Annotated in this window: 22 protein-coding genes and 2 pseudogenes; 17 read left to right on the forward strand and 7 right to left on the reverse strand. The window is 64.5% G+C overall.

The features are described from left to right. Positions 1-38: 38 nt before the first annotated feature. On the reverse strand, positions 39-194 hold the full coding sequence (locus HMPREF2967_RS13290; RefSeq protein WP_167595632.1) for a hypothetical protein: 156 nt from the start codon (positions 192-194) through the stop codon (positions 39-41). Then, the gene (locus HMPREF2967_RS13295; protein WP_168164014.1) at positions 187-345 is read right to left on the reverse strand and encodes a hypothetical protein; all 159 of its coding nucleotides are present in this window, start codon (positions 343-345) and stop codon (positions 187-189) included. The genes HMPREF2967_RS13290 and HMPREF2967_RS13295 overlap by 8 nt, the downstream gene beginning before the upstream one ends. A 23-nt stretch (positions 346-368) precedes the next feature. Here HMPREF2967_RS13295 and HMPREF2967_RS11275 point away from each other — a divergent pair, with 23 nt between their 5' ends. Then, positions 369-1,640 (forward strand): carboxylesterase family protein, encoded by a 1,272-nt coding sequence (locus HMPREF2967_RS11275; protein ID WP_070561464.1) that lies wholly within the window; start codon positions 369-371, stop codon positions 1,638-1,640. Here the strand turns inward: HMPREF2967_RS11275 and idi are convergent. Beyond that, positions 1,637-2,161 (reverse strand): isopentenyl-diphosphate Delta-isomerase, encoded by a 525-nt coding sequence (gene idi, locus HMPREF2967_RS11280; RefSeq protein WP_070519572.1) that lies wholly within the window; start codon positions 2,159-2,161, stop codon positions 1,637-1,639. The two genes, HMPREF2967_RS11275 and idi, sit on opposite strands and share 4 nt — an antisense overlap. Next, positions 2,158-2,694: a hypothetical protein gene (locus tag HMPREF2967_RS11285; RefSeq protein ID WP_070519571.1), complete on the reverse strand. Its 537-nt coding sequence runs from the start codon at positions 2,692-2,694 to the stop codon at positions 2,158-2,160. The genes idi and HMPREF2967_RS11285 overlap by 4 nt, the downstream gene beginning before the upstream one ends. 90 nt (positions 2,695-2,784) lie before the next feature. Here HMPREF2967_RS11285 and HMPREF2967_RS11290 point away from each other — a divergent pair, with 90 nt between their 5' ends. The 12 genes and pseudogenes from HMPREF2967_RS11290 (at position 2,785) to HMPREF2967_RS11345 (ending at position 17,208) form a co-directional block, all read left to right on the forward strand. Beyond that, complete coding sequence (locus HMPREF2967_RS11290) at positions 2,785-4,617, forward strand: ABC transporter ATP-binding protein (RefSeq protein ID WP_070686532.1); 1,833 nt, start codon at positions 2,785-2,787, stop codon at positions 4,615-4,617. 10 nt (positions 4,618-4,627) lie between these two features. Beyond that, positions 4,628-5,725 (forward strand): MalY/PatB family protein, encoded by a 1,098-nt coding sequence (locus HMPREF2967_RS11295; RefSeq protein WP_070597419.1) that lies wholly within the window; start codon positions 4,628-4,630, stop codon positions 5,723-5,725. A 38-nt stretch (positions 5,726-5,763) separates the two neighbouring features. Beyond that, the gene (gene brnQ, locus HMPREF2967_RS11300) at positions 5,764-7,104 is read left to right on the forward strand and encodes a branched-chain amino acid transport system II carrier protein (RefSeq protein ID WP_070561458.1); all 1,341 of its coding nucleotides are present in this window, start codon (positions 5,764-5,766) and stop codon (positions 7,102-7,104) included. Positions 7,105-7,107: 3 nt separating this feature from the next. Next, positions 7,108-8,088, forward strand: coding sequence for an LLM class flavin-dependent oxidoreductase (locus tag HMPREF2967_RS11305; protein ID WP_070561456.1), 981 nt, complete (start codon positions 7,108-7,110; stop codon positions 8,086-8,088). Positions 8,089-8,165: 77 nt separating this feature from the next. After that, positions 8,166-8,921 carry a GntR family transcriptional regulator gene (locus tag HMPREF2967_RS11310; RefSeq protein ID WP_070561454.1) on the forward strand — a complete coding sequence of 252 codons (756 nt, stop codon included), beginning with the start codon at positions 8,166-8,168 and terminating at the stop codon, positions 8,919-8,921. Then, the gene (locus HMPREF2967_RS11315) at positions 8,918-10,336 is read left to right on the forward strand and encodes an ABC transporter substrate-binding protein (protein WP_070561452.1); all 1,419 of its coding nucleotides are present in this window, start codon (positions 8,918-8,920) and stop codon (positions 10,334-10,336) included. The genes HMPREF2967_RS11310 and HMPREF2967_RS11315 overlap by 4 nt, the downstream gene beginning before the upstream one ends. Beyond that, positions 10,333-11,238: an ABC transporter permease gene (locus HMPREF2967_RS11320; RefSeq protein ID WP_070564712.1), complete on the forward strand. Its 906-nt coding sequence runs from the start codon at positions 10,333-10,335 to the stop codon at positions 11,236-11,238. The genes HMPREF2967_RS11315 and HMPREF2967_RS11320 overlap by 4 nt, the downstream gene beginning before the upstream one ends. Beyond that, positions 11,235-11,993, forward strand: a complete 759-nt coding sequence (locus tag HMPREF2967_RS11325; RefSeq protein ID WP_070686554.1) for an ABC transporter permease — start codon at positions 11,235-11,237, stop codon at positions 11,991-11,993. Before HMPREF2967_RS11320 ends, HMPREF2967_RS11325 begins: the two co-directional genes overlap by 4 nt. Then, positions 11,977-13,197: an ABC transporter ATP-binding protein gene (locus HMPREF2967_RS11330; protein WP_070686534.1), complete on the forward strand. Its 1,221-nt coding sequence runs from the start codon at positions 11,977-11,979 to the stop codon at positions 13,195-13,197. The genes HMPREF2967_RS11325 and HMPREF2967_RS11330 overlap by 17 nt, the downstream gene beginning before the upstream one ends. Beyond that, entirely contained in the window at positions 13,169-14,806 is a 1,638-nt protein-coding gene (locus tag HMPREF2967_RS11335; RefSeq protein WP_070686536.1) for an FUSC family protein, read from the forward strand. Before HMPREF2967_RS11330 ends, HMPREF2967_RS11335 begins: the two co-directional genes overlap by 29 nt. 240 nt (positions 14,807-15,046) lie before the next feature. After that, positions 15,047-16,827 (forward strand): annotated as a pseudogene (locus HMPREF2967_RS11340) (BCCT family transporter). Then, complete coding sequence (locus tag HMPREF2967_RS11345; RefSeq protein WP_070686538.1) at positions 16,828-17,208, forward strand: hypothetical protein; 381 nt, start codon at positions 16,828-16,830, stop codon at positions 17,206-17,208. Here the strand turns inward: HMPREF2967_RS11345 and HMPREF2967_RS11350 are convergent. Then, entirely contained in the window at positions 17,205-17,852 is a 648-nt protein-coding gene (locus HMPREF2967_RS11350; protein ID WP_070686540.1) for a response regulator, read from the reverse strand. The genes HMPREF2967_RS11345 and HMPREF2967_RS11350 overlap by 4 nt on opposite strands. Then, positions 17,852-19,021 carry a sensor histidine kinase gene (locus tag HMPREF2967_RS11355; RefSeq protein ID WP_232770843.1) on the reverse strand — a complete coding sequence of 390 codons (1,170 nt, stop codon included), beginning with the start codon at positions 19,019-19,021 and terminating at the stop codon, positions 17,852-17,854. Before HMPREF2967_RS11355 ends, HMPREF2967_RS11350 begins: the two co-directional genes overlap by 1 nt. 88 nt (positions 19,022-19,109) lie before the next feature. On the opposite strand from HMPREF2967_RS11355, the gene HMPREF2967_RS11360 reads away from it, so the two are divergent. From HMPREF2967_RS11360 to HMPREF2967_RS11370, 3 genes are read left to right on the forward strand one after another with little or no spacing between them, the layout of a single operon-like run. After that, the gene (locus HMPREF2967_RS11360; RefSeq protein WP_083312619.1) at positions 19,110-19,898 is read left to right on the forward strand and encodes a PrsW family glutamic-type intramembrane protease; all 789 of its coding nucleotides are present in this window, start codon (positions 19,110-19,112) and stop codon (positions 19,896-19,898) included. After that, positions 19,895-20,317 (forward strand): hypothetical protein, encoded by a 423-nt coding sequence (locus HMPREF2967_RS11365; RefSeq protein ID WP_070686544.1) that lies wholly within the window; start codon positions 19,895-19,897, stop codon positions 20,315-20,317. The genes HMPREF2967_RS11360 and HMPREF2967_RS11365 overlap by 4 nt, the downstream gene beginning before the upstream one ends. After that, positions 20,314-21,084, forward strand: coding sequence for a PrsW family glutamic-type intramembrane protease (locus tag HMPREF2967_RS11370; protein WP_070686546.1), 771 nt, complete (start codon positions 20,314-20,316; stop codon positions 21,082-21,084). Before HMPREF2967_RS11365 ends, HMPREF2967_RS11370 begins: the two co-directional genes overlap by 4 nt. Here the strand turns inward: HMPREF2967_RS11370 and HMPREF2967_RS11375 are convergent. Continuing rightward, on the reverse strand, positions 21,020-22,387 hold the full coding sequence (locus tag HMPREF2967_RS11375) for a M20 metallopeptidase family protein (RefSeq protein ID WP_070686548.1): 1,368 nt from the start codon (positions 22,385-22,387) through the stop codon (positions 21,020-21,022). The two genes, HMPREF2967_RS11370 and HMPREF2967_RS11375, sit on opposite strands and share 65 nt — an antisense overlap. 133 nt (positions 22,388-22,520) lie before the next feature. Between HMPREF2967_RS11375 and HMPREF2967_RS13485 the strand changes: the two are divergent. Continuing rightward, positions 22,521-22,795, forward strand: a pseudogene (locus HMPREF2967_RS13485) (hypothetical protein); the annotation flags it as partial.

Here is a 22,795-nt window from a genome sequence, read left to right on the forward strand (position 1 = left end):
GGCGCCCCTAGCGGCGTCTTCCCTTCGGGAAGACCCCCTTAAAAGACAACGCCGACGATGGCCACCACGACGATGAGCGCGATCATCAGCCAGAGGGTCACGCTCACTCGGGACTTGGGCAGTGCGCGTTTGCGGTGGGGAGGCTGCGGGCGCTCGGGGTCCCACAGGCCTTCGCGGTGATCATCGTCAGTCATGTTTCTTCATCCTAGTCGCGGGTGCTAGCCACGAATTCACACGGTCGATAACCCACATCAGCACCCACCCCATGACGGTCGCGGCCGGCACTGCGGTCACGGCGAGCACCGCCATCTGCGCCCACACTGGCGCCTGCACGAGCCATTCCATGCCCTCAGGGTAGCCTGTTGTCCATGAGCAGTGCACCTTTCGACGTCACCTGCCCCGCGGGCACCATCACCGGCTACCTCGATGGGGACGTGGCCCATTTCCACTCCATCGAGTACTCCCACATCCCGGGAGATTTCGATAACCCCGAGCCCGCCCCGCCGCGTGACCAGGACGCGCGCGAACCGCATCCGGAGAAGGTCGCGCTGACCATCACCGCCCCCGCGCCCGGCAAACGCACCGCCGCCCTAGCCCCCACGCTGGTCTACATCCACGGCGGCCGCTACGAGCACGGCTCCCACGAGGACCCCCGGGCGGAGGGTACGCCGACCGCGGAGGCGGGCATCGTCCACGTGCAGCTGGACTACCGCGTGGGGCTGCCGGGCCTGGCCCGTTTCCGCGATGATGAGCCCAACCACTACCGCGCCATCGAGGACCTACAGCTGGGCTTGGAATGGATTCAGCGCAACATCGAGTCCTTCGGCGGCGATCCCACCAACGTCACCGTCGTGGGCCAGTCCGCCGGCGCCAATGCCGTTCTCTGGCTGTGTCGGCGCGACCACTACCGCGGGGCTTTTCGCCGCGCCGTGGCGCTCTCCCCGGGCTTCCCTCGGGAGAGCTTCGAGGAGCGCAAGGCCACGCTGCGCCAGGTGATGAAGAAGCCCATCACGCGCTCCTCCCTCGCGGCGATGAGCCAAGAGGAGCTCGCGGCCGGCTACGCCAAGTTCCGCAAGAAGTACAGCCTCGATATGGCGCTGGGCCCTACCCCACTGGAGTGTGGGCAGCTTGCCGACGTCCCCCTCATCCTCGCCAGCACCCGCGACGAGTTCTACAACATCCCGGCCACGCAGAAGATCGATCGCTCCCCTTTCCGCAGCCTCATCCTGCGCTATGTGGCCCCGCGCTTTGGATTTCCCCGCAATGGTTTCAAGCCGTGGTATCAGGTGGCACAGCACATGGATAAGGACCGCCCTATGGGCCGGTTGGTGGGTGATGCCATCATCCGCCGCTGGGCGGCAGAGGTGGCGGAGAAGGCACCAGGTAAGACCTGGATGGTGGAGTTCACCCGCTCCTCGGGCCCGGCCTTGCACTGCGAGGAGCTGCGCCCGCTCTTTGGGGACACGGAGCTAGCACAGTGGCTGCGGGACTTCGTGCGCACCGGCGAGCCCGGTTTCGAGGCCTACCGCCCCGAGCACGCCATCTGGGAATACAACCTGGATAACGGCGAAAACCGCGTGGCCTATTCCAGCCTGGATTACATCTCGGCGGCCTTCGCCCAGGATGGCAGCCTGCTTTAGGCCAACAGGGCCTCGCGCAGCGGCTCGTGGGCCAGCTCCTCAACCATCCACGGGCTAAAGGCGAATGGCGTGGCATCGGCGGCAGCGAGGACATCGCGCACCGGGACCCACGCGAAGGAGTCCACCTCATCCGGGTTAGGCGTGGGTTCGTCGGTGGTCTCAAAGAGATAGACCGGGCAGATTTCGTTTTCCACCACGCCGGAGGAATCCACGGCGCGGTAGGAAAAGTTCGGCAGCACTAAGTGAGGGGTGCCGCTGAGGCCAAGTTCGAACTGGGCGCGGCGCACGACGGCGTCGGCAGTCGGCTCATCCGGCCCGGGGTGTCCGCAGAAGGAATTGGTCCACACACCAGGCCAGGTCAGCTTGGACAGTGCGCGGCGGGTCAGCAACAGCTCGCCTCCGCGCACCACCCAGGCGGAGAAAGCAAAGTGCAGCGGAGTATCCGCGGTGTGGACGGCGGCCTTCTCAGCTACGCCTGCGGGCTTGCCCTCGGGCGAGGCTAGAACGACGAGTTCCGTCATAGATTGAGGTCTCCTACAAAGCGCACGTTGCCGATGTTAAAGCGCGCGTTCCACAGGTTGCCGGGGGCAACGTCATAGACATACTGGAGGTTGGTGGACGCGCCTGCCCCCAGCGGGTGGTCCAAGCCCGGCGCGGGCAAGTCCGTGTTGACGGCCGGGTCATAAGCAATCGGATCCACGGTGGCCCAGCCGCCGTTGCCATCGGCGCGCTCGAGGGTGGGTTCCGGGAGGGCGTCGGCAGGCATGGGCACCTCGTTGAGGTTGTGGATCTTCACCGTGAGCACCGTTCCACCGCCGCCGGAGTACAGGCCCTGCAGCTCATACTCCACGTTGAGTCCCTTGTCCTTGACAGGTGCCGCCAGGTTAGAGGTCACCTCTTCGGCGTCCACGTCTTTAGCCTCAAAGGTCGGCGGCTCCGAGCTGGACACCACGATGTTGTCCTGCGGGCCCGTGTCCGGCGGCTGGAGGATGCTGCAGCCTGAGAGGGCAACCAGGCACAGCGGGGCACACGCTAGGGGGAGGTACTTCTTCACCGCGAATCCTTTTCCATCACGACTTCGGTTTCTCCCTTACCTTAGTCGACGGGTTGGATATTCCTATTAAGGGCGTAACATCGGCCGACGATGAACTCTATTCTCCGCATCGTCCGCAGCGCATCTGCGCTGTGGCCGTTCTATCTCGGCGTCCTAATCACCGCGTCAGTCACCGCGATTCTCTCGCTGCTGACTCCCTTCATCCTCCGCGAGGCCACCGACACCGTCGTCGCAGGAGGCCCGCTGCGCACCATCCTCTGGTGGGTCGTTGCACTCTTTGTGGCGGATGCGCTGGGCAACGTGGTGAAAAACATCGGCGGCTATATCGGCGACGTCATGGTGGCACGCCTGCGCCAGATTCTGTCCACGCGCTACTTTGCCAAGCTGCTCTCCGTGCCGCAGGGCTATTACGACAACCAGGTCACCGGCACCATCATTGCGCGTTTGGACCGCTCGATTGCGAATATCACGCAGTTCCTGCAATCCTTCTCCAATAACTTTTTCGTCATGCTGATCCAGGCCGCGGCGGTGTTGGTCATCACCGCGGTGTACTACTGGCCGCTGGCCATCTTGCTGGCAGCGCTCTTCCCCATCTATATGTGGCTCACCGCGCTGACCTCGGAGCGCTGGCAGAAGTATGAGGGGATCAAGAACGAAAACATCGACGTGGCCAATGGGCGCTTCGCGGAGGTCATCGGCCAGGTGAAGGTGACCAAGTCCTTCGTCGCTGAGGCCCGCGAGTTGGCCTCCTTCGGTTCGCGCTACCGCACGGTGGTGGATACGACGAAGCCGCAATCGCACTGGTGGCATTCCATGGATACCGCGCGTGGCGCGGCCATGGCGCTGATCTTCTTAGGGATCTATGGCCTGATCTTCTGGCGCACCTTGGAGGGCCACTTCTCCATCGGTGACATGGTCATGCTCCTGCAGCTGGTGAACATGGCCAAGCAGCCGGTGTTCATGATGAGCTGGATCGTGGATGTCAGCCAGCGCGCCATTGCCGGCTCCAAGGACTATTTCAAGGTCATGGAGGAGACCCCGGAGCCGACGGTAAACCCGCAGCTGGTCGCCGCCGCTGACGCCTCCGACGTCCCCGAGCTCGATCTCACCCCGGCCGAGCCGCTGCGCCCAACGCAAGGCCCGGTCTTTGCCTTCGAGGACGTGTCCTTCTCCTATGAGTCGGAAAAGCCGGTCGTCGCCGATATTTCCTTCGCCGCCCAAGAGGGCCATAAGGTCGCGCTTGTCGGCGAATCCGGCGGCGGCAAGTCCACCTTGGTCAACCTGCTGCTGGGCCTGTACCAGCCCACGGAGGGAAAGCTGACGGTGCTCGGACACGACGCCGCGGAGCTTACCGCCGAGCGCCTGCGCGCCTCAGTCGGCGTGGTCTTCCAGGAGTCCTATCTCTTTTCCGGCACCATCAAGGAAAACATCGCATATGGCAAGCCGGGGGCGACGATGGAGGAGATCTTAGACGTCGCCAAGCGCGCCAATGCGCACGACTTCATCGAGGAATTCCCCGATGGTTATGACACCGTCATCGGTGAGCGCGGCCTCAAGCTCTCCGGCGGGCAGAAGCAGCGCGTGGCCGTGGCGCGCGCCATGCTGAAGGACGCCCCCATCCTCGTGCTCGACGAGGCCACCTCGGCGCTGGACACCAAGGCCGAGCGCGCCGTCCAGGCCGGTCTGGACGAGCTCATGAAGGACCGCACCACGCTCATCATCGCGCACCGCCTGTCCACCATCGCGGACGTGGACACCATCATCACCCTCGACCACGGCCGCATCTCCGAAATTGGTTCGCCGGCCGAGCTGGCGCAGTCCGGCGGCATCTACGCCGAGCTGCTGCGTTTGACCCAATCCGCCTCCGCCGCCGACCGCCAGCGGCTGAAAAAATACGGATTTGTGCAGCCCACCGACGAGTAAGGTGGGGCGCATGCATTTCCCTAGCCTGAAAGAACTTAGTGCCCGCGGCACCCGCAAGTGGACCGTCTATGACGAGGACATCATTCCGCTGTGGATCGCTGAATCGGACTTCCTCACCGCCCCCGCGGTGAAGGAAGCAATACAGGAGGCTGTCGACGCCGAATCCTTCGGCTACACCCCAGCCCCCAAGGCCTCCGAGCTCAACGCGGCCCTGGCGGATTTCTATGAATCGCGCTACGGCTGGCGCCCGGAACACGTCTTCTGGATTGGGGACGTCGTGCGCGGGCTGCTGCTCGGGGTGCAGTACTTTACTGAGGGCGCGGTGGCCGTACCGGTTCCGTCTTACCCGCCGCTGTTGGAGCTGCCGGAGACCGCGGGGCGCGAGAAGATAGAGACCTCGCTGGAGCTAGACGATATCGAGCGTGCCTTTAAGGCTGGCGCCGGCTCTATCCTGCTCTCCCACCCTTATAACCCGCTGGGCATCGTCTTCGACGAGGACTGGCTGCGGGGGCTCGTGGAACTGGCGGATAAGTATGATGCCCGTATCCTCTCCGATGAGATCCATGCCCCGCTGGTCTACGAGGGCCGCCACATCCCGCTGGGTGCTTTGTCCGACCGCGTCATCACCGTCACCGCCACGTCCAAGGCGTGGAATACCGCGGGTCTCAAGTGCGCACAGGTGATCTTCTCCAACTCCGCGGACGTGGAGCGCTGGAATTCGCTGACCGGTGTGGCCAAGGACGGCACCGGCACGCTGGGCGTTCTGGCGGCGGAGGCCGCCTACCGCGACGGCGGGGAGTTCCTCGACGAGGAGATTGCGTACTTAAAGAAGACCCGCGACTGGCTGGTGGAGGAGCTGCCCAAGCGCGTGCCGGGCCTAAAGACTTCCCACCCGCAGGCCACCTACCTGCTGTGGTTGGACTTTTCCGGGACCGCTATTGGTGATGACCCGAAGCCCGCAGCGTGGGTTCGCGAGCACGCCAAGGTAGCTCTCAACGAGGGCGTGACCTTCGGTACGGGCGGCGAGCACCACGCGCGTTTGAACTTCGCCACCTCCCGCGAACTGCTCGAAGAAGCGCTGGATCGGCTAGAGAAGGCCTTCAGCTAGAGTTTACATCTCATGTCATGGGCATTATTCTTAGAAAAATGTCCATTAATGACGCTCAGGCTCCCTCTCAGTCCGCCTCGAAGACGGGTTCTCCCATCGGCATCATCATCGTTGCCTCACTCATGCTCTTCTCCATGTTCTTTGGAGCGGGCAACCTGATCTTCCCACCGGAAGTCGGTGTCTCCTCCGGCACCAACTTCTGGCCCGCCACTTTGGGCTTCCTCGCCGCCGGCGTGGCGCTGCCGGTCTTGGCTGTGGTCGCGGTGGCCATTTCCGGCCAGTCCGTGCGGGATATCGGAAACCACGGCGGCAAGATCTTCGGCGTGGCCTTCTCCGTCATTGCGTACCTGGCCATCGGTGCCTTCTACGCCCTGCCGCGTACCGGCGCGGTGTCCATGGAAACCGCCATCACCCCGCTGCTGGGCTGGGAGGGGACCTTCGCCAACGGCGCCTTCAACGTCGTCTTCTTCCTTATCGCGTTGGCTTTGGCCTGGCGCCCGAATGACATCATCGACACCTTGGGCAAGTTCCTCACCCCGGCGCTGGTCATCCTGCTCGCGGTCCTCATCACCCTCGCTACCGTGGCGAATCCCCGCATGCCCGGCACCCCAACTGAAGAGTATGCCTCCGCACCCTTCGTTACCGGCCTCTTTGAGGGCTATAACACCATGGACGCCATCGCGGGCCTGGCTTTCTCCATCGTCATCGTGACCTCCCTGCGCTCCAAGGGTTTTTCCAAGAACAGTGAGCTGCTGCGCGGAACCATTCTCTCCGCGGTCATCGCCGGCGCCCTGCTCGCCGCCATCTACCTGGGGCTGGCGTGGATCGGCCAAACCATGCCGAACGGTGCCTCCTATGAGTCCGGCGCCGCCTTGCTTGCCGACGCCTCCAATCTCACCATGGGCAACATCGGCCAGGCCGTCTTCTCCGCCATCGTCATCCTGGCGTGCATGACCACCGCCGTGGGCCTGATTTCCGCCACCTCGGAGTTCTTCGCCCTCCTTGTGCCGAAGACCACCTACCACCTGTGGGCCTGCCTGTTTACCGCGCTGTCCATCGCCTTCGCTTTCCAGGGCCTTGACACGGTGCTTGCCATCGCGGTGCCCTTCATCGTGTTCTTGTACCCGCCGGCTATCTCGCTGATTGCGCTGACCCTCCTGCAGCCGGTGGTCAAGAAGTGGGTCACCTTCTACTGGGGATTCCGCTTGGCGCTGTGGGTTTCCGTGCTGTGGTCCGCCGCCACCTCCTTCGGTGTGCCGCTTGATTTCGCCCCTGGCCAAGACGTTGGTTTGGGCTGGGTGGTTCCCACGCTCCTCGCATTTGCCATCGGCGTTATCATCGACGTTGTATCTACAGGCTCGTCGAAGAAAAGTGAGTAGCTCATGACGTCCCGCGCCGCTTTGTCCGTCCTCGATTTCTGCACCATCTACCCGGGGGAATCTCCCTCCCAGTCCATGGCCAGGTCGGTCGAGCTGGCGCAACGCGCGGAGGCATTGGGGTTTAAGCGCATGTGGTACACCGAGCACCACAACATGCCCTCCATTTCTTCCTCCTCCCCGGCAGTACTCATCGCACACATCGGCGCGAAGACCGAGCGCATCCGCTTGGGCTCCGGCGGCGTCATGCTGCCGAACCACGCGCCCTATGTCATCGCCGAACAATTCGGCACCCTCGCCGAGCTCTACCCCGGCCGCGTCGACCTTGGCCTGGGCCGCGCCCCCGGCACCGACATGCAGACCTTAGGCCGCGCCCTGCGCCGCGATGGCCACGCCGCCGAACGCTTCCCCGAGGACGTCAAGGAGCTACAGGGCTACCTCTCCGGAAAGTCCCTCATCCCCGGAGTGAAGGCCATCCCCGGCCATGGCACCAACGTCCCCATCTACATCCTGGGATCCTCGCTGTTCGGCGCCTCGCTCGCCGCCAAGTACGGGCTTCCCTATGCCTTCGCCTCGCACTTTGCCCCGCAACACCTCGAGGCCGCCACGGCCTACTATCGCGAGAATTACCAGCCTTCCGAAGCCCACCCGGAGCCCTATGTCATCGCGGGTGTCAACGTCACCGCGGGTGATGACGCCGACGAGGAATTTGAAAAGGTCTGCTTCCGCCGCGTCAAGGCCTTTGCAGGTCGTGGCAAGCAGCTCAGCGACGCCGACGTTGCCCGCATCATCGATTCCCCGCAGGGCCAGCAAATCATCGGCATGCTGAAGTACTCCGCCGTGGGCAGTATCGAGCACGTGCGCGACTACCTCACGGAATTCCAAAATCTGGCCCAGGCGGATGAACTCATGATCTCCCTGCAATCCACAAGCCACGAGGCCGCCTTGGGTAACATGGTTAACCTGGCTCAAGCGTGGCAGCTGTAGGCGGACGCGCCCTCGCGCATCCGCGCTTCAACACATCACTACCCATCACAGCGTTTTCTACATAGAGGAGCATCACCGTGGCCCTTCGCGGTACACAGCAGCACAGTATTATCGCTGACTATCTGCGCAATCTCATCCGCAGCAAGAAGCTTTCTCCCGGTGATTTTCTGCCCAGCGAGGCCGAGCTGTGCGAGCAATTCTCCTCATCCCGCGGTCCCGTGCGCCAGGCCGTCGCGGCGCTGCGCTCGGAAGGCCTCATTTCCTCCGGCCGCGGCCGCCGCTCTGTCGTTCTCGGCCGTTTCACCTCGGAGTCCTTCGACTCCATCTACTCCGTAACACACTGGCTGCGCGAGCGCGGATTCGAGCCCGGCGCCTCCACCCTGTGGCTGGGCCGCTGCCCCGCTACCGAAAGGGAGGCCGAGTTCCTGCGGGTAGAGCCCGGCTCCCCGGTTATCTTTGTGCACCGCGTGCGCAGCGCCAATGGCATGCCGATCGCCATCGAGCGCATGTTCTTCCCAGTCGACGTGGGCAGCCACATCCTCAACTTCGATGCCGATAATGAGTCCATCCACGATCACCTGCGCAAGCAAGGCGTGGAATTCGACAACGTCAACCGCGAGCTCTCGCTGGCTTCCGCCAGTGAGGAGGATGCGCGCTCCCTCAACGTCGAGCCCGCCACCCCGCTGTGGCGCCTGCACTTGGACATCTCGGATCACTCCGGGCATCCCGTCGAGTGCACCGAAATCCTGTACCTCGGGGACCGCCTCACACTTGGCATGACGAGTGTGCGCGGCACCACCTCCCCGCTCGAGGTCAAGTTGTCCGAAGGATGAAGGCCTGGTTAGGTGCGCTGGGGGTGGTGCTGGGGGCGTCGCTCAGCGCCTGCTCCGCCGGTTCCACGGCGCTTGTTGATTCTGATTCCTCCGCGCTGACGCTGGCCACGACGACGCCCGCGACGTCCCTGGATTTCACCACCGTCGGCGGCGCCGCCATCCCGGCCGCGCTCATGAGCAACGTTTACGAAACCCTCGTGCGTATCTCCGCGCAAGGCGACATCGAACCGGGACTGGCCGAGTCCTGGGAGGTGGACTCCACGCGCTACACCTTCCACCTGCGCGAGGCCTCCTTCTCCAACGGCGAGGCCTTCACCGCGCACACCGCCGCGTGGTCCATCAACGCGGTGAAAACGGAGTGGACCAACGGGCTCAAGAAGCAGATGGACGTGGTGGAATCCGCCACGGCGGTGGATGATCACACGCTCGTCGTCGAGCTATCCCGCCCCTCCGCCGGCTGGTTGTGGTCCATGGGTACCGTCATCGGCGCCATGCGCACGCCCACTGAAGCTGTGGGCACCGGCCCCTTCGCTGTCGCCGGCTTCTCCCCCAACGAGTACATCGCGCTGCGCGCCCGCCCGGACTACTGGGGAACCCCGGCGAAGGAAGACATCACCATCCGCTACTTCCCGGATTCCCTCACCGCGGTCAACGCCCTGCGCTCCGGCGGAGTCGACGCCGTGTGGGGCGTGCAGAACCCCGAGCTGCTCGACACCCTCGATGACTCCATCGAAACCGCCGTGGGCACCACGAACGGCGAGGTGCTGCTGTCCATGAATAACCAGGCAGCGCCTTTCGACGATCCCCGCGTGCGCCGCGCCGTGGCTTATGGAATCGACCGCCAGGCCGCCAACGACATCCTCTGGGAGGGCCGCGCGAAAGACACCGGCGGCGCTCCGGTGCCGCCGACCGACCCGTGGTTTAGCGCCAAGGACTACTACCCTTACGACCCCGCGCGCGCCCGCGCGCTGATGGAGGAGGCCGGGGCCGTGGGCACGCCGCTCACGCTCACCGTGCCAAGCCTGCCCTATACGCAAACGCTCTCCGAGTTCCTCTACTCGCAGCTGACGGAGATGGGATTCGAGGTCACGCTGGAAACCGCCGAGTTCCCAGCCGTCTGGCTGAGCCAGGTGATGGGGGCCAAGGATTATCAGATGTCGCTCGTCGCGCACGTCGAACCGCGCGATATCCCCACCATCTTTGGCAACCCGGACTATTACATCGGCTATGATTCGCCGCAGACCCGCACGTTGTTGAAGCAGGATGACATGAAAGGGGCGGTCGACCAGATCATGGAAGATATGCCCGCCCTGACCTTAATGAACATGCCCAATATCGTGCTCTACCGCGAGGGCCTGACCGGCCTACAGCCTAACCAGATCACCGATGCCATCGAGCTTAAAGGTGTGCAATGAGAATCCTGCGCTTCCTCGGCACGATGTGGGCCGCCTCCATCATCATCTTCCTGCTCATGCGGGCCGTGCCCGGCAACCCGGCGCGCGTGGCCTTGGGCGTCAACGCCACCGATGAATCCGTGGCGGAGCTGACCCACGCCATGGGCCTAGACCGCCCGCTTCTCGTGCAATACCTGGAGTGGATGAAAGGGCTGTTGACCGGCAACTTCGGCGTCTCGCTGTCCTCGCAGCAGGACATCACCCCGCTCGTGGTTGACCGCGCGCAGGTCACGCTGTTGCTCATCGGGCTGGCCATCGCCCTCGCACTAGCCGGGGCTATCCCCATGGGCATCCTGCTGGCCCGCTTTAGGCTCCCCGTGCTCAACGCGGCCACGCAGCTGGGTATTGCGGTGCCGAGCTTCCTCGTCGGTATTTTGCTCGTCGCCGTGTTCTCCGTGCACCTGGGATGGCTGCCGGCGAATGGCTGGCAGCTGCCGCGCGAGGGCCTCAGCCACCTTGTCCTGCCGGTTATCTCGCTGGCACTGGTGCAGGGCGCGATGCTCACCCGCTACGTGCGCGCCACCCTCCGCGAGGAGATGGACAAGGACTACATCCGCACCGCCCGCTCCCTGGGTGAATCCCGCACCGGGGCGCTCATCCGCCACGGCCTGCGCAACGCCGCCCTGCCGGTGCTCACCGTCACCGGCGTGCAGCTGAGCACCCTGGTGGTGGGCGCGGTGGTCATCGAGAACGTCTTCGTCATCCCCGGCTTGGGCTCGCTGCTTCTCGACGCCGTCTCCACCCGCGACCTCACCACCGTCCAGACCCTCATCATGGTCTTCGTGACCTTCACCCTGACCGTCAACCTGCTCACGGACCTGGCCTACCGGGTCATCGACCCGCGGCTGAAGGAGGCGCGATGAAACCCGGCTATATCCTGGTGGGCCTGACCATCCTGCTTGCGCTGGTCTCCCTGGTGTGGACGCCCTATGACCCCAACCTCATCTCCCCCGACCGCCTGGCCGGCCCCAGCCTGGAGCACCTCATGGGCACCGACCGCTTCGGGCGCGATACCTTCTCCCGCATCCTCGCCGGCGCCCAGATCACCGTGCTGGTGGGCGTCGTGGCGGTGGCCATCGCCGCACTCATCGGCGTACCGCTCGGCATCGTCGCCGGGATGCGCGGCGGCGGTTTCATCATGGCGGCCACCGACCTGCTGCTCGCCTTCCCGGCGCTGTTGCTGGCCATCGTCGCCGGCGCGGTGTGGGGCTCCTCGACGCTCACGGCCACCATCGCCATCGGCATCGCCGGCATCCCCTCCTTCATCCGGGTCACGCGCTCGGGCACGCTGCAGATCATGACGCAGGACTATATCGCCGCCGCGCACATCTCGCGCGTGCCGCCGGCGCTCATCGCGTGGCGCCACGTCCTGCCGAACCTCGGCGGCATCGTGGCCATCCAAGCCTCCGTCTACTTTGCGCTGGCCGTCCTCGCCGAAGCCGGTCTCTCCTACCTCGGCCTGGGCACTGCCCCGCCGACCGCCTCGTGGGGCCGCATGCTTCACGACGCCCAGCCCCTCCTGGCCACCCACCCCCTCCAGGCGCTGTGGCCCGGGCTGGCCATCGCCGGCACCGTCCTCGGATTCAACCTTCTAGGAAGCCATGCTGACCGTCACTGATCTGCGCGTGGGCCCCGTCGGCCCCCTCTCCTTTTCCATCGCACCCGGCGAGCGCGTCGGCCTCGTCGGGGATTCCGGCAGCGGCAAGTCCCTGACCGCCCTGGCCATCATGGGGCTGTTGCCCGATCACCTGCAAGCCACCGGATCCATCCAGTTCAACGGCCAGGAGCTGCTGGGCATGCGCGACCGCGATCTGCGCACGCTGCCGCTGGCCATGGTCTTTCAAGAACCCATGACCGCGCTCGACCCGCTGATGAAGGTGCCCGGCTTCAACCGCTTCCCGCACCAGCTCTCCGGCGGGCAGCGCCAGCGCGCACTCATCGAGATGGCCATGGCCCGCCGCCCCAAGCTCCTCATCTGCGATGAGCCGACTACCGCACTGGATCCCTTCACCCAGGAAGAAATCCTGACCGCCATCGTGGATGCCGCCGATAACGAGGACACCGCGCTGCTGTTTATTAGCCATGACCAGGATGTCGTCAAGCGCGTGTGCGACCGCGTCGTGCGCATCGGCGAGCTCACCACGCCCGATCTCACCCCACCACCCGTACCTACCTTGGGCGAGCCCGTCATCACGCTCAAGAACGTGACCAAGACTTACCGCGGGGTGACCGCGCTGGACGACGTCTCCCTCACCGTCCGCGAGGGCGAGCGCCTCGGCATCGTCGGCGGCTCCGGCTCCGGCAAATCCACGCTGCTCAAGCTGCTCACCGGTTTGGCGGAGCCGACCTCGGGAACGGTGGACGTCGCCAAGCGCGTGCACATGGTCTTCCAAGACCCCAAAGCCTCGCTCAACCCGCGCATGCCTATTTGGAAGATCGTGGCCGAGGGCGGCGGGACCCGCGAGGAGGCCGAGGCCGTGCTGCGGGAGGTCGGCATCGAAGGCTTCGAGCGCTATCCGCGGGACTTCTCCGGCGGGCAGCGCCAACGCATCTCGCTGGCGCGCGCCGTGGTGGGTAAGCCGGATATTCTGCTGGCGGATGAGGCCGTCTCGGCGCTGGATGCGACATCGCGGGCCCAGGTCCTGGAGCTACTGCAGCGCGTGACCAAGGACATGACGCTGGTGTTTGTCTCCCACGACATCGACGTCGTGCGTCACTTGTGCCCCACGGTGGCGGTCTTGCAGGACGGCCGGCTGGTCGAGCGCGGCGAAGCGAGTAAGGTGTTCTCCCGATATGGAACACCCACTGCCGCAACGCCCTAACGCCCTTCAGCTCTTTACCGCCTTCAACACCTCCGCGCGCCGTTGGCCCGGTGCCCTGCGCGCGGCATTGGCGATCATCATCCCGGGCGGGATTGCTGTTTTAACGGGCCACCCGGATGCGGTGCTGCTCATTTCTGCCGGCGCCTTCTCCGTCATCTACGGCGAGGGGCACCCCTACCGCACGCGGCGCCGCGTGATCCTGACCGCCGGCGCGCTGCTAACACTCGCGGCTACGGCCGGTTCCCTGGTCGGCGTGCATGGCCTGGCGCTGTCCGCGGTGTTTACGGTGGCACTGGCGACGACCGGCGCGTTCGTGCAGAATGCGCTGCGGCTGCCGCCGCCGGGTTCCTTCTTCATCGTGATGGTGGCCGGTGGTTCCACCATGCTGCGCGGGGTCTCCCCGTGGGAGGTGGCCGCGTGGAGCCTGGCCGGCGTGGCGGCAGGCTACGTGCTGGGCATGGTGCCGCGCTTTAGGGATCCGCACGGCCCGGAAACGCGCGCGGTAGCCGCGCTAGAGAAGGCCGCCGATGCCTTCCTTCACTCGGACACCGATTTCTTGGCCCGCCACCACCAGGCGCAATCCGCTATCTCCACCGCCTGGCAAGCGCTTGCCGACGCCGGCGTCATCCGCGGCCGCCGCATCCGCCGCCCCGCCCAGGCGGAGCTGGTCCACCGCGCGCTGGCCGCGCAACAGCGTATCGTGGCGCACCACAAACAGGTGGGCGGCAACTCGGATCAACTCTCTGATTCCCCCACCTACGTCGACCCTGACCGCACCGCCATCCCGCACACCAAGCCGACGATGCGCTACCGCTTCTACCGCGCTGCGGTAGGCAATTCCCACGCGGTGGTGACGGCGGAGAAAATCGCGCTCGGCGGCCTGGTCACCGCGTTCATTGGCTTGGCGCTGGGGCTTAACCGCCCGGACTGGGGCGCGGTGTCGGTGCTCCTGGTCTTGCAGTGGGGGCCCGACCGGGTGCCGGGGACGATTCGCGGCGTGCAGCGCATGCTGGGATCGGTCTTGGGCGTGTGCCTCTTCGCTCTCATTGCGTCCTTGAGCCCGCACGGCTGGGGGCTGGTGCTCGCGTTGGCCTTCTGCCAGTTCTGCGCGGAGATTCTGGTGGTGAAGAACTACGCGCTATGCGTTATCTTCTCCACCCCACTGGCGCTACTGATGGGCAATTCCTCGGAGCATTTGGCCCACACCATCGGCTCGCGCATGGCGGAGATTGGGCTCTCCGTGGTCGTGGCGATGCTCTTCCTGTGGCTGTGGAAACCGCGGGCCCAGATGACGAACCACTACCGCCTGCAAACGCGCTGCTTCGAGGCGATGGCAGCCTTGCTCGGCTCCCTGCTTATCAAGACCCCGGAGGAGGCGCTGGCGCAGCGCCGCGACCTGCACTACGAGCTGCTCTCGGAGCGGCGCAGCATCCAGTCGCTGGCCACCAACCACTCCGATATCAGCCAGTTCTGGCAGCGCCACACGGCTCTGCAGACCGCCGGTTACTTCCTCCTCGACTTCTGCGTGGTCAACCCGCTCTCACAGCCCAGCCGCGCGGAGCTCGACACGCTCATTGAGAAGATCACCGCGGCGGAAATGCGGTCCTGACCTCATAGTGCGCACCCGCCGCGGAGTACTCGCGTGCGCACAGAAGAGGCGGATTATTTCACCGTGAACAACAGGTTCGGGTCGAGGACGTGTTCCTCCACGAGCTCGAAGAGGGCAAAGGCTTCCTCCAGCTCACGGACATTCTCATCAAAATTAGGCAGCGGCATGGCATTCCAATCGACGCAGAAATAAGTGCCTTCATCCTAGCTCACAACGCTGTCATTTCGCGCACCTGCGATAATGGTTGACGTGAACACTCGAAAATCTACCGGTCCACCCGTTGGCCTCTACCCCCACAACATGCACCCGGGCTTGGTTCCCGGAATCGGTGTAGAAGACCAACGCAACGCTTTCACGCTGGACAAGGTCACCTTCTTCAGCACGGCTACGTTCGTCGTAGCCTTCATCATCTGGGGCATCACCTCACCGGAGTCCGTCTCCGCCGCCTCCTCCGCGGCCTTTTCCTGGGCCGCATCAAGCTCGGCACGGATGACGAGGAACCCGAGTTCGGCTGGTTCAGCTGGGTGGCCATGATGTTCGGTGCCGGCATCGGCGTTGGCATCTTCTTCTACGGTCCTTCGGAGCCGCTGTCGCACTACATCACCCCGCCTCCCCACACTGTCGACGGCAACAGCGTCGAAGCCCTCCACCAAGCAATGGCCCAGGCGCACTACCACTGGGGTGTCTCGCCCTGGGCGGCCTATGCCCTCGTCGGCGGCGCGATCGCCTACTCTTCCTACCGCCGCGGCCGCGTTCCGCTGGTGTCCTCGATTTTCAAGCCCCTGTTTGGCTCCCGCGATACCGATGGGCCGCTGGGCAAGCTTATCGACATCCTCGCACTCGTCGCCACACTCTTCGGCACCGCCGCCACGCTGGGGCTTTCCGCCATCCAGATTGGCCAAGGAGTGTCCATCATCCGCGGCGCAGGTCCGTTGACCAATGCTGTGCTCATCGCGATCATCGCCGTACTGGGGTGCGGGTTCATCATCTCTGCGGTCTCTGGTGTTTCCCGCGGCGTGCGCTACCTGTCCAACTTCAACATCACACTCACGCTCGGCCTGGTCATCTTTGTTTTCTTCACCGGCCCGACCTTGCTTTTGCTCAACCTCGTGCCCTCCGGCATCGTCACCTACATCGACCAGCTTTTGCCCATGATGGCCAAGGGCCTGTCCTGGGGCGATGAAACCATCGAATTCCAGTCCTACTGGACCGCCTTCTACTGGGCGTGGTGGATCGCGTGGACGCCCTTCGTCGGCATGTTCGTCGCCCGCATTTCCCGTGGCCGCACGCTGCGCGAATTCACCGCCGTCACCGTCTTCGCGCCCTCCCTCATCCTCATTTTGGCCTTCACCATCTTCGGCGGCACGGCCATCACCTTCCAGCGCGAGGAACTACCGAACTTTGATGGCTCTGCCTCCGGCGAGCAGGTTCTCTTCGCCATGTTTGACCACCTGCCGCTGAGCAGCATCACACCATTTGTTCTGATCGTGGTGCTGGCGGTCTTCTTCATCACGTCTGCCGATTCCGCATCGGTCATCATGGGAACCATGTCTTCCAAGGGCAATCCCGCGCCGAACAAGTTCATCGTCATCTTCTGGGGACTGTGCATGATGGGCATCGCCATCGTCATGCTGCTCACCGGCGGCGAGGACGTGCTCACCGGCCTGCAGAACCTCACCATCCTCTCGGCGCTCCCATTCTGTCTGGTGCTGCTGTTCATGATGGTGGCCTTCATCAAGGACCTGCGCTCCGACCCGATGTTCATCCGCCGCGCCTACGCGCGCGCCGCGGTGGAAAACGCCGTCGTGCGCGGCATCGAGGAGCACGGCGATGACTTCGAGCTCACCGTCGAGCATGCCGACGAAGGCCGCGGTGCAGGCTCCGACTTCGACTCCTCCGCCCACCGCTACACGGACTGGTACCAGCGCACCGATGAAAAGGGCGAGAACGTAGACTACGACTTCGACACCGATACCTGGGCCGACGGCTACGACCCGAACACTGAGCAGAAGGAGAAGTAAATGGGAATACCGGACGACGTCGTCCTTGAGGGCTATACCCTCATCGAGCAGCACGAAATTGACCACGAGTTCCTCATCAACGGCTCCCCATTCGCTGCGGTAACTCCCCTGCTATTCGCTCTCACCATCGCCGGCATGCTCCTCGTGGCAGCCAGCTTCTTTCTGCGCGGCAGTCGCCGCATCATCGCTGGCCTGCTCGACGCGGTCCTCACTCTCACAAAGTTGTGGTGGATGCCCATTGCACTTGCCCGCCAGTTCAACGACAGCCAGGTCTTCGGCTACGCGCTGAAGTACTACCCCCAGTACTGGCCGGCGGCGTCCATCATCGTGATCGTCATCGCGCTGCTCGGCCTCGCCTCCGCGTTTATCCGCCGGCGCTAGCGCGCTTCCAACACCGCAATCGCGATGTGTACGCGGTTGGTGCCGCCCAGCTTGTCCAGGATGTGCTTGATGTGGGTTTTCACTGTGGTCACGGAAACGTAGAGCTGCCCCGCGATTTCCTGGTTGTCCAGGCCCTGGGCCACCAGCTGCGCCACCTCGTTTTCGCGCTGGCTTAAGCCCTCCAGCGGGCGGGGCCCAGGCGCCTTTGTCTCTGCCGGCGCGGGCTCGGGGTGCTTGAGCGCCAACAGGTTCTTCAGGGCCTTCGGGCTCAGCAGCTGCTGCCCCGTGGCGGCGGCCCGCACCGCCGAGACCAGGCCCTCCGGCTCGATGGTCTTGAGCAGGAAGCCCATCGCGCCGGCGTGCAGCGCATCCACGATGAACTCATCCGTATCGAAGGCGGTGAGCATGACCACCGGGATATCCGGCGCGCTCGCGCGCAGTTTCCCGGCCGCCTCGATGCCATCCATGACGGGCATGCGGATGTCCATGAGGACGACGTCCGGTTGCAGGTCCAGCACGCGGGCCACGCCATCGCGCCCATTGCTGGCCTCGGCCACCACCTCGATGTCTGCGGCGCCCTCCAGGATGAACCGAATGCCGCGGCGCAGCGCCTGCTCGTCATCGACTAATACCACTGAAATCATTACGCGCGTGCCTCCTCAGGGAGTTCGAGGACCCAGGTGAAGGTGGAGGCGTCGTCAAGCACTGTGAAGGTGCCTCCCGCCAGCCGGGCGCGTTCCTCCAGACCCAGCAGGCCGTTGCCGCCACCGGACTCTGGCTGCTCCGCTACTTTCTTGTTCTGCATGGTCACCCGCACCTTATCCTCCTCGTTCTCCACGGTGAGCGTCACCTTCTTCCCCGGCGCGTACTTGCGCGCGTTGGTCAGCCCCTCCTGCACGGCGCGGCCCAGCGTGTGGGCAGCAAGCGTGCTCAGCTTATCGACGTCTCCCTTGACGTAGCGCACCTTCGTCCCCGCCGCGCGTGCGCGCCCGATGTGCTCCTCGATGCTCGCGCGCGGATCCACCCGGTCATCCACGCGCAGCGCCTTGATCACCCCGCGCAGGTCCTCCACGGCGGCCTTGGCCTCCGTCTGGATGGTGTCTGCCGCCTCGGCGACCCGCTCCGGGTCGGCGTCCTTGCGGTAGCTCAAGCCTCCCGCGTACACGGAAATAAGGCTGAGCCGGTGCGAAAGGGAATCGTGGATATCGCGGGCAATGCGGTTGCGTTCCTCCAGGCGGGCGCGCTCCTCGCGCGAGCGCAGCTGATCCTCGTTGAGCTCCGCCAGGCTCACCAGCGTGACCTCGCGCTGGCGGCGCTGCGCGCGCACCGAGCCCGTAATCCAAGCAACGATGAGAAAGAGGCTTCCATAGAACACGTAACCAAAGGGATCGAAGATGTTCATCCGAATGTAAGGCACAGAGATAATGGTCACACACGAGGCCACGAAGACCGCCGTCCCCGCCAGGGACCACCGCAATCGGCCGCGCGAGATGATTGAAATCAACACCACCAGCACTGACAGCGACAGTGGGCGAAACCCGCCTAGTACCAGGACGAGCAGAGCCGCAATCAGCACCACCGGGTGGCCGGGGTACTCCTCGTGGATGTTGCGCTCCCGCCGTGAGTGGTGCAGGGCGAAGGGCAGCAGAATCCACGTGGCGAAGCTAAATAGACCCATCAAGCCCAAAACAAGGGCTTCCTGATCCGTCCCCTCGAAGTTTTCGATATGGGGGATCCATGCCGCCAAATCCGCCACCACGCAGAGCAGAATGAGCAGCACCGTGATCCACAGTGGTCGCGTCTTTCTCGTCATGGTTGCCACGATAGTTCTCCCTGCGTTCCGGAAAATCCTCCCTGCGGAGGATACCGGCACCCCAGGCGCGGTTCATAGCCTAAACCGCATGAGAAGAACACAGACTTTGTACGAACTGCTCACCGCCGCCGGGCTGGTGTACGTCGCTTATGATTTCTCCCACGGCGCTTTCGTGCCCACAAGTGCGCTCGCCGCGGTGGCCTACGCCGCTGTTGCACTAGGCCTCACGCTGCTGATTCTGCGCAAGCACCCCGGCATTGCGCACGGGGTGGTGTGGGGTATTGCGGTCTCCACTGTCGCCGGCCAGCTCAACGAGCACATGAACCACCTCCTCATCCGTACGGTCCCGGACTGGCTGGTCATCGCTGGAATCGCCCCGCTTAACGAGGAAGTCCTTAAATTCCTCGGCGTCGTCTTCATCTGCACCTGCGTCATCCGGCCCCGCCACTGGGCGGACTACGTCTTCGTCGGCGTGGCCGTGGGCATGGGCTTTAGCGTGACCGAGAACGCCATCTACTACGCCAACATGACACTGGAGAACCTCGATTCTGATCTCAAGGGAACGCTTCTGGGGCTCCTTGCCCGATTCATCGCGAACCCGCTCATGCATTCCTTCTTCACCGCAATCGCGGCTTACGGGCTCTCCCGCCGGCAACCGGTGCGCTGGTTGCTCATCGCCATGGCGGTGCACTTCACGGCTAATTTCGGCCCGTCTATCTCTACCGCGTTTGACGACGCCCTATGGCCCATCTTCCCCACCTTCCTCATCCTCATCTGCCTGTGGGTCACCACGATTGTCAGCATCGTAAAGCTCCGCAAAATCCTCCCTGCGGAGGATACCGGGGTCAAACCGCAGCTCTTAGGGTCAAAAGCATGAGAAACACACTGATTTATTCCTGCATCGGCGTCCTCGCCGCAGTACCGCTTGCCGACGCCCTCCTCCCCGACCCCACTCCCGACACCACCCCCGTGCGCGGCATCCCGGGACTGGAGTGCCCGGAGGATCCGTACGCCTCCTCGCAGACCTGGAACTGCGGGAGCGCGACCATCATTTCTGAGGAAGGCAGCTCCTCCCGCGAGGTCGAGACGTACCTGCCGCGCCAGCACCGCTCCTTCAACGGGACCAGCGCGCTGACCGACGCCCCCATCACCACCCAGGCTGCCGAGCTCTACCGCGTCGAGGACGGCGACGGCATCACGCTGGCTGACCCGCACAACAACACCGTCTCCTTCCTCCACATCTACGGACCGAAGGCACGTGACTTCGCCGACCGCGTGCAGCCGGAGGACGCATGAAGTACCTGTACTACCTGCTGACCCTCGGCGCGCTGGCCGTCACCGCCTTCCACTACGCGGGCGAGCCCTTCCTGCCCGCAAGTGCTCTGGCCGCCGTGGTCTTCGCCGCCGTACTCGTCTCCCTCGCGCTGTTCTTCCTGCGCCGCCGGCCGGGAATTGCGCACGGCGTGGTGTGGGGGTTCGCGGTTTCCGGGCTCGCGGTGGAGCTCAACACGAACATGTCCCACCTCCTCGCCCGCGCGGGCCTGGACTGGCTGGGCGCTGCGGGGTATGCGCCGCTCATCGAGGAGGTGCTGAAGTTCCTCGGCGTGCTGCTCATCTGTACGTGCGTCATCCGGCCCCGCAGCTGGCTCGACTACGTCTTCGTGGGCGTGGCCGTGGGTATCGGCTTCACTGTAGGTGAGGACGCCACCGCCTTCGCGCGCATGACGGCGGATAACCTCGATTCGGATACCGCTGGCGCAATCGGGGCGGTGGTCATCCGCTTGGGGTCCAACCCGCTCTCCCACTCGCTGTTCGCTGGGCTTAGCGCCTATGGCCTATCCCAGAAGCAGCCGGTGCGCTGGCTCATTATCGCCATCGCGGTGCACGCCACGAAGAATCTCTTCCCGTCGTTAAGCACTGCGCTCGACGACGCCATCTGGCCCCTCCTCGCCGGCATGGTCGTCGTGCTCGCCGAGTGGGTAGCCACCATCTGGGGCACTATTGCGCTGCGGAAGAAGGCGGCTGCGCATCCGACCCCGTCCCCTGCACCGGCGCACGCATAGCCTTCGTGGCCGGCGAGGGGTGGGCGTCCTCGGCGGCGAGGCGCTCAAAGGCCACCGCCGCCAGGGCTGCGGCTTGGTCTCCCAGGACGGAATCATCGAAGCGCACCTGCGGCGAGTGGTTCCACTCGCGCATGTGCTCCGGGGTATGCGGATCCCCCGTACCGAACCACATGAAGGTGCCCGGAACCTGGGATAACACCGCGCCGAAGTCTTCCGAGGCCATCATCGGGGTGTCCATGGTCAGCACGTTTTCCGCGCCGAACATCCCGGCCCACAACGACGCCGCGAACTGGTCCTCGCGCGGTGAGGTCTTGGTGGCCGAGTACAGGACCTCGAAGTCCACCTTCGCGGTACAACGATGGGAAGCCGCCACGGAGCTTGAGACCTCGATGATCATTTGGCGGACTGCGTCGATGTGTTCGTCGCGAAGCACGCGCACCGTCGCGCCCAGCTCCGCCTTGTCCGGGATGACGTTGACCGCGCCGTCGCCCGCGCGCAGGTTGGTCACCGTGATGACAATCGGCGAGTTCGCATCGAAGCGCCGGGTCAGCGCCACTTGCAGCGCCATCTGGATCTCCGCGAGGGCCGCAACGGGATCGATAGCATCGTGCGGGCGCGAGCCATGCCCACCCTTGCCGTAGACGGTGATGCCCAAGTTAGAAGAAGAAGCCATCATCGGGCCCGCGATGTGGTGGAAAGTGCCCCGATCCTGCGGGCCGACGTGCAAACCGTAGGCGGCAATGGGGCGGCGGCCGGCGGCGTCGAGCACGCCCTCATCGATCATCGGCTGCGCGCCGCCCGGGCCTTCCTCGCCTGGCTGGAACATGAAGATGACATCGCCCAACAGCTCCTCGCGGTGGCGGCACAGCATCTTCACCGCACCGATAAGCCCCGCCGTGTGCAGATCGTGGCCACAGGCATGCATGTTGCTATTCGTCGAGGCAAACGGGCTGCCCGTTTGCTCACGCACCGGAAGGGCGTCCATATCCGCGCGAAGCAGCACCGACACGGGGCGCTCGCCGCGCTTGCCGCCGCGCAGCACCGCGACGACCGAGCTGAGGTCACGGCCCAGATGAATCTCCAGCGGTAGGCCTTTAAGGGCTTCGAGCACCTTCTCCTGGGTGCGCGGCAGATGCAGCCCCACCTCCGGGTTCTGGTGCATATCGCGGCGGAAGGCCTGCAACTCCGGAAGCAGCTCCCGGCCTTCCTCCACGAACACGTGGCTGGCCAACCGCTCCCCGAGCTTGGCCGAGACCATCGGAAGCGGTGGCAATTGCTGACGGTGGCGCGGGGCCATCTTCATGGTGTCATCCTTTCCGAGCATGTGCGCCGAGCATACCGGAAACTGCTGTGCTGTCAGGTCGGTTTGGATTCAAGCTGATGGGCTACCCATGCCCGCTATCCCCGATAGCGAACCTACTGCGAGGCTGTGCGAAATGGTCTCAGGAGGATCTCGTTTCGACCGGCTTTACCGAGAGGAGAAAGGTTGGGCAGCAGCGTATGGCGAGTTCAATTGGTATGCGAACCAACCAACTCAATCTAGGGGCTTTTCTCGTACCAGCCCCATTAACCAGGAATTTTGTCCCTCCGGTTGCGGGGCCCACGGTGCTGTTTTAGTCTCTGTGGCCATGGGGGATATTGAAATCTACATCCGCCTTCGCAATTCGGGGATTGCGTTGGTGGAAAACATTCCTGGCTCACCCGATGAGCT

The sequence above is a fragment of the Corynebacterium sp. HMSC059E07 genome (genome assembly GCF_001814395.1).
Taxonomy (GTDB): Bacteria; Actinomycetota; Actinomycetes; order Mycobacteriales; family Mycobacteriaceae; genus Corynebacterium; species Corynebacterium hesseae.

Bases quoted from the DNA above. Each gene is read 5' to 3' on its own strand.
- HMPREF2967_RS13290 (WP_167595632.1), bottom strand. From the start codon at position 194: ATGACTGACGATGATCACCGCGAAGGCCTGTGGGACCCCGAGCGCCCG.
- HMPREF2967_RS13295 (WP_168164014.1), bottom strand. From the start codon at position 345: ATGGAATGGCTCGTGCAGGCGCCAGTGTGGGCGCAGATGGCGGTGCTC.
- HMPREF2967_RS11275 (WP_070561464.1), top strand. From the start codon at position 369: ATGAGCAGTGCACCTTTCGACGTCACCTGCCCCGCGGGCACCATCACC.
- idi (WP_070519572.1), bottom strand. From the start codon at position 2,161: ATGACGGAACTCGTCGTTCTAGCCTCGCCCGAGGGCAAGCCCGCAGGC.
- HMPREF2967_RS11290 (WP_070686532.1), top strand. From the start codon at position 2,785: ATGAACTCTATTCTCCGCATCGTCCGCAGCGCATCTGCGCTGTGGCCG.
- HMPREF2967_RS11295 (WP_070597419.1), top strand. From the start codon at position 4,628: ATGCATTTCCCTAGCCTGAAAGAACTTAGTGCCCGCGGCACCCGCAAG.
- brnQ (WP_070561458.1), top strand. From the start codon at position 5,764: ATGTCCATTAATGACGCTCAGGCTCCCTCTCAGTCCGCCTCGAAGACG.
- HMPREF2967_RS11305 (WP_070561456.1), top strand. From the start codon at position 7,108: ATGACGTCCCGCGCCGCTTTGTCCGTCCTCGATTTCTGCACCATCTAC.
- HMPREF2967_RS11315 (WP_070561452.1), top strand. From the start codon at position 8,918: ATGAAGGCCTGGTTAGGTGCGCTGGGGGTGGTGCTGGGGGCGTCGCTC.
- HMPREF2967_RS11320 (WP_070564712.1), top strand. From the start codon at position 10,333: ATGAGAATCCTGCGCTTCCTCGGCACGATGTGGGCCGCCTCCATCATC.
- HMPREF2967_RS11325 (WP_070686554.1), top strand. From the start codon at position 11,235: ATGAAACCCGGCTATATCCTGGTGGGCCTGACCATCCTGCTTGCGCTG.
- HMPREF2967_RS11330 (WP_070686534.1), top strand. From the start codon at position 11,977: ATGCTGACCGTCACTGATCTGCGCGTGGGCCCCGTCGGCCCCCTCTCC.
- HMPREF2967_RS11335 (WP_070686536.1), top strand. From the start codon at position 13,169: ATGGAACACCCACTGCCGCAACGCCCTAACGCCCTTCAGCTCTTTACC.
- HMPREF2967_RS11345 (WP_070686538.1), top strand. From the start codon at position 16,828: ATGGGAATACCGGACGACGTCGTCCTTGAGGGCTATACCCTCATCGAG.
- HMPREF2967_RS11350 (WP_070686540.1), bottom strand. From the start codon at position 17,852: ATGATTTCAGTGGTATTAGTCGATGACGAGCAGGCGCTGCGCCGCGGC.
- HMPREF2967_RS11355 (WP_232770843.1), bottom strand. From the start codon at position 19,021: ATGACGAGAAAGACGCGACCACTGTGGATCACGGTGCTGCTCATTCTG.
- HMPREF2967_RS11360 (WP_083312619.1), top strand. From the start codon at position 19,110: ATGAGAAGAACACAGACTTTGTACGAACTGCTCACCGCCGCCGGGCTG.
- HMPREF2967_RS11365 (WP_070686544.1), top strand. From the start codon at position 19,895: ATGAGAAACACACTGATTTATTCCTGCATCGGCGTCCTCGCCGCAGTA.
- HMPREF2967_RS11370 (WP_070686546.1), top strand. From the start codon at position 20,314: ATGAAGTACCTGTACTACCTGCTGACCCTCGGCGCGCTGGCCGTCACC.
- HMPREF2967_RS11375 (WP_070686548.1), bottom strand. From the start codon at position 22,387: ATGAAGATGGCCCCGCGCCACCGTCAGCAATTGCCACCGCTTCCGATG.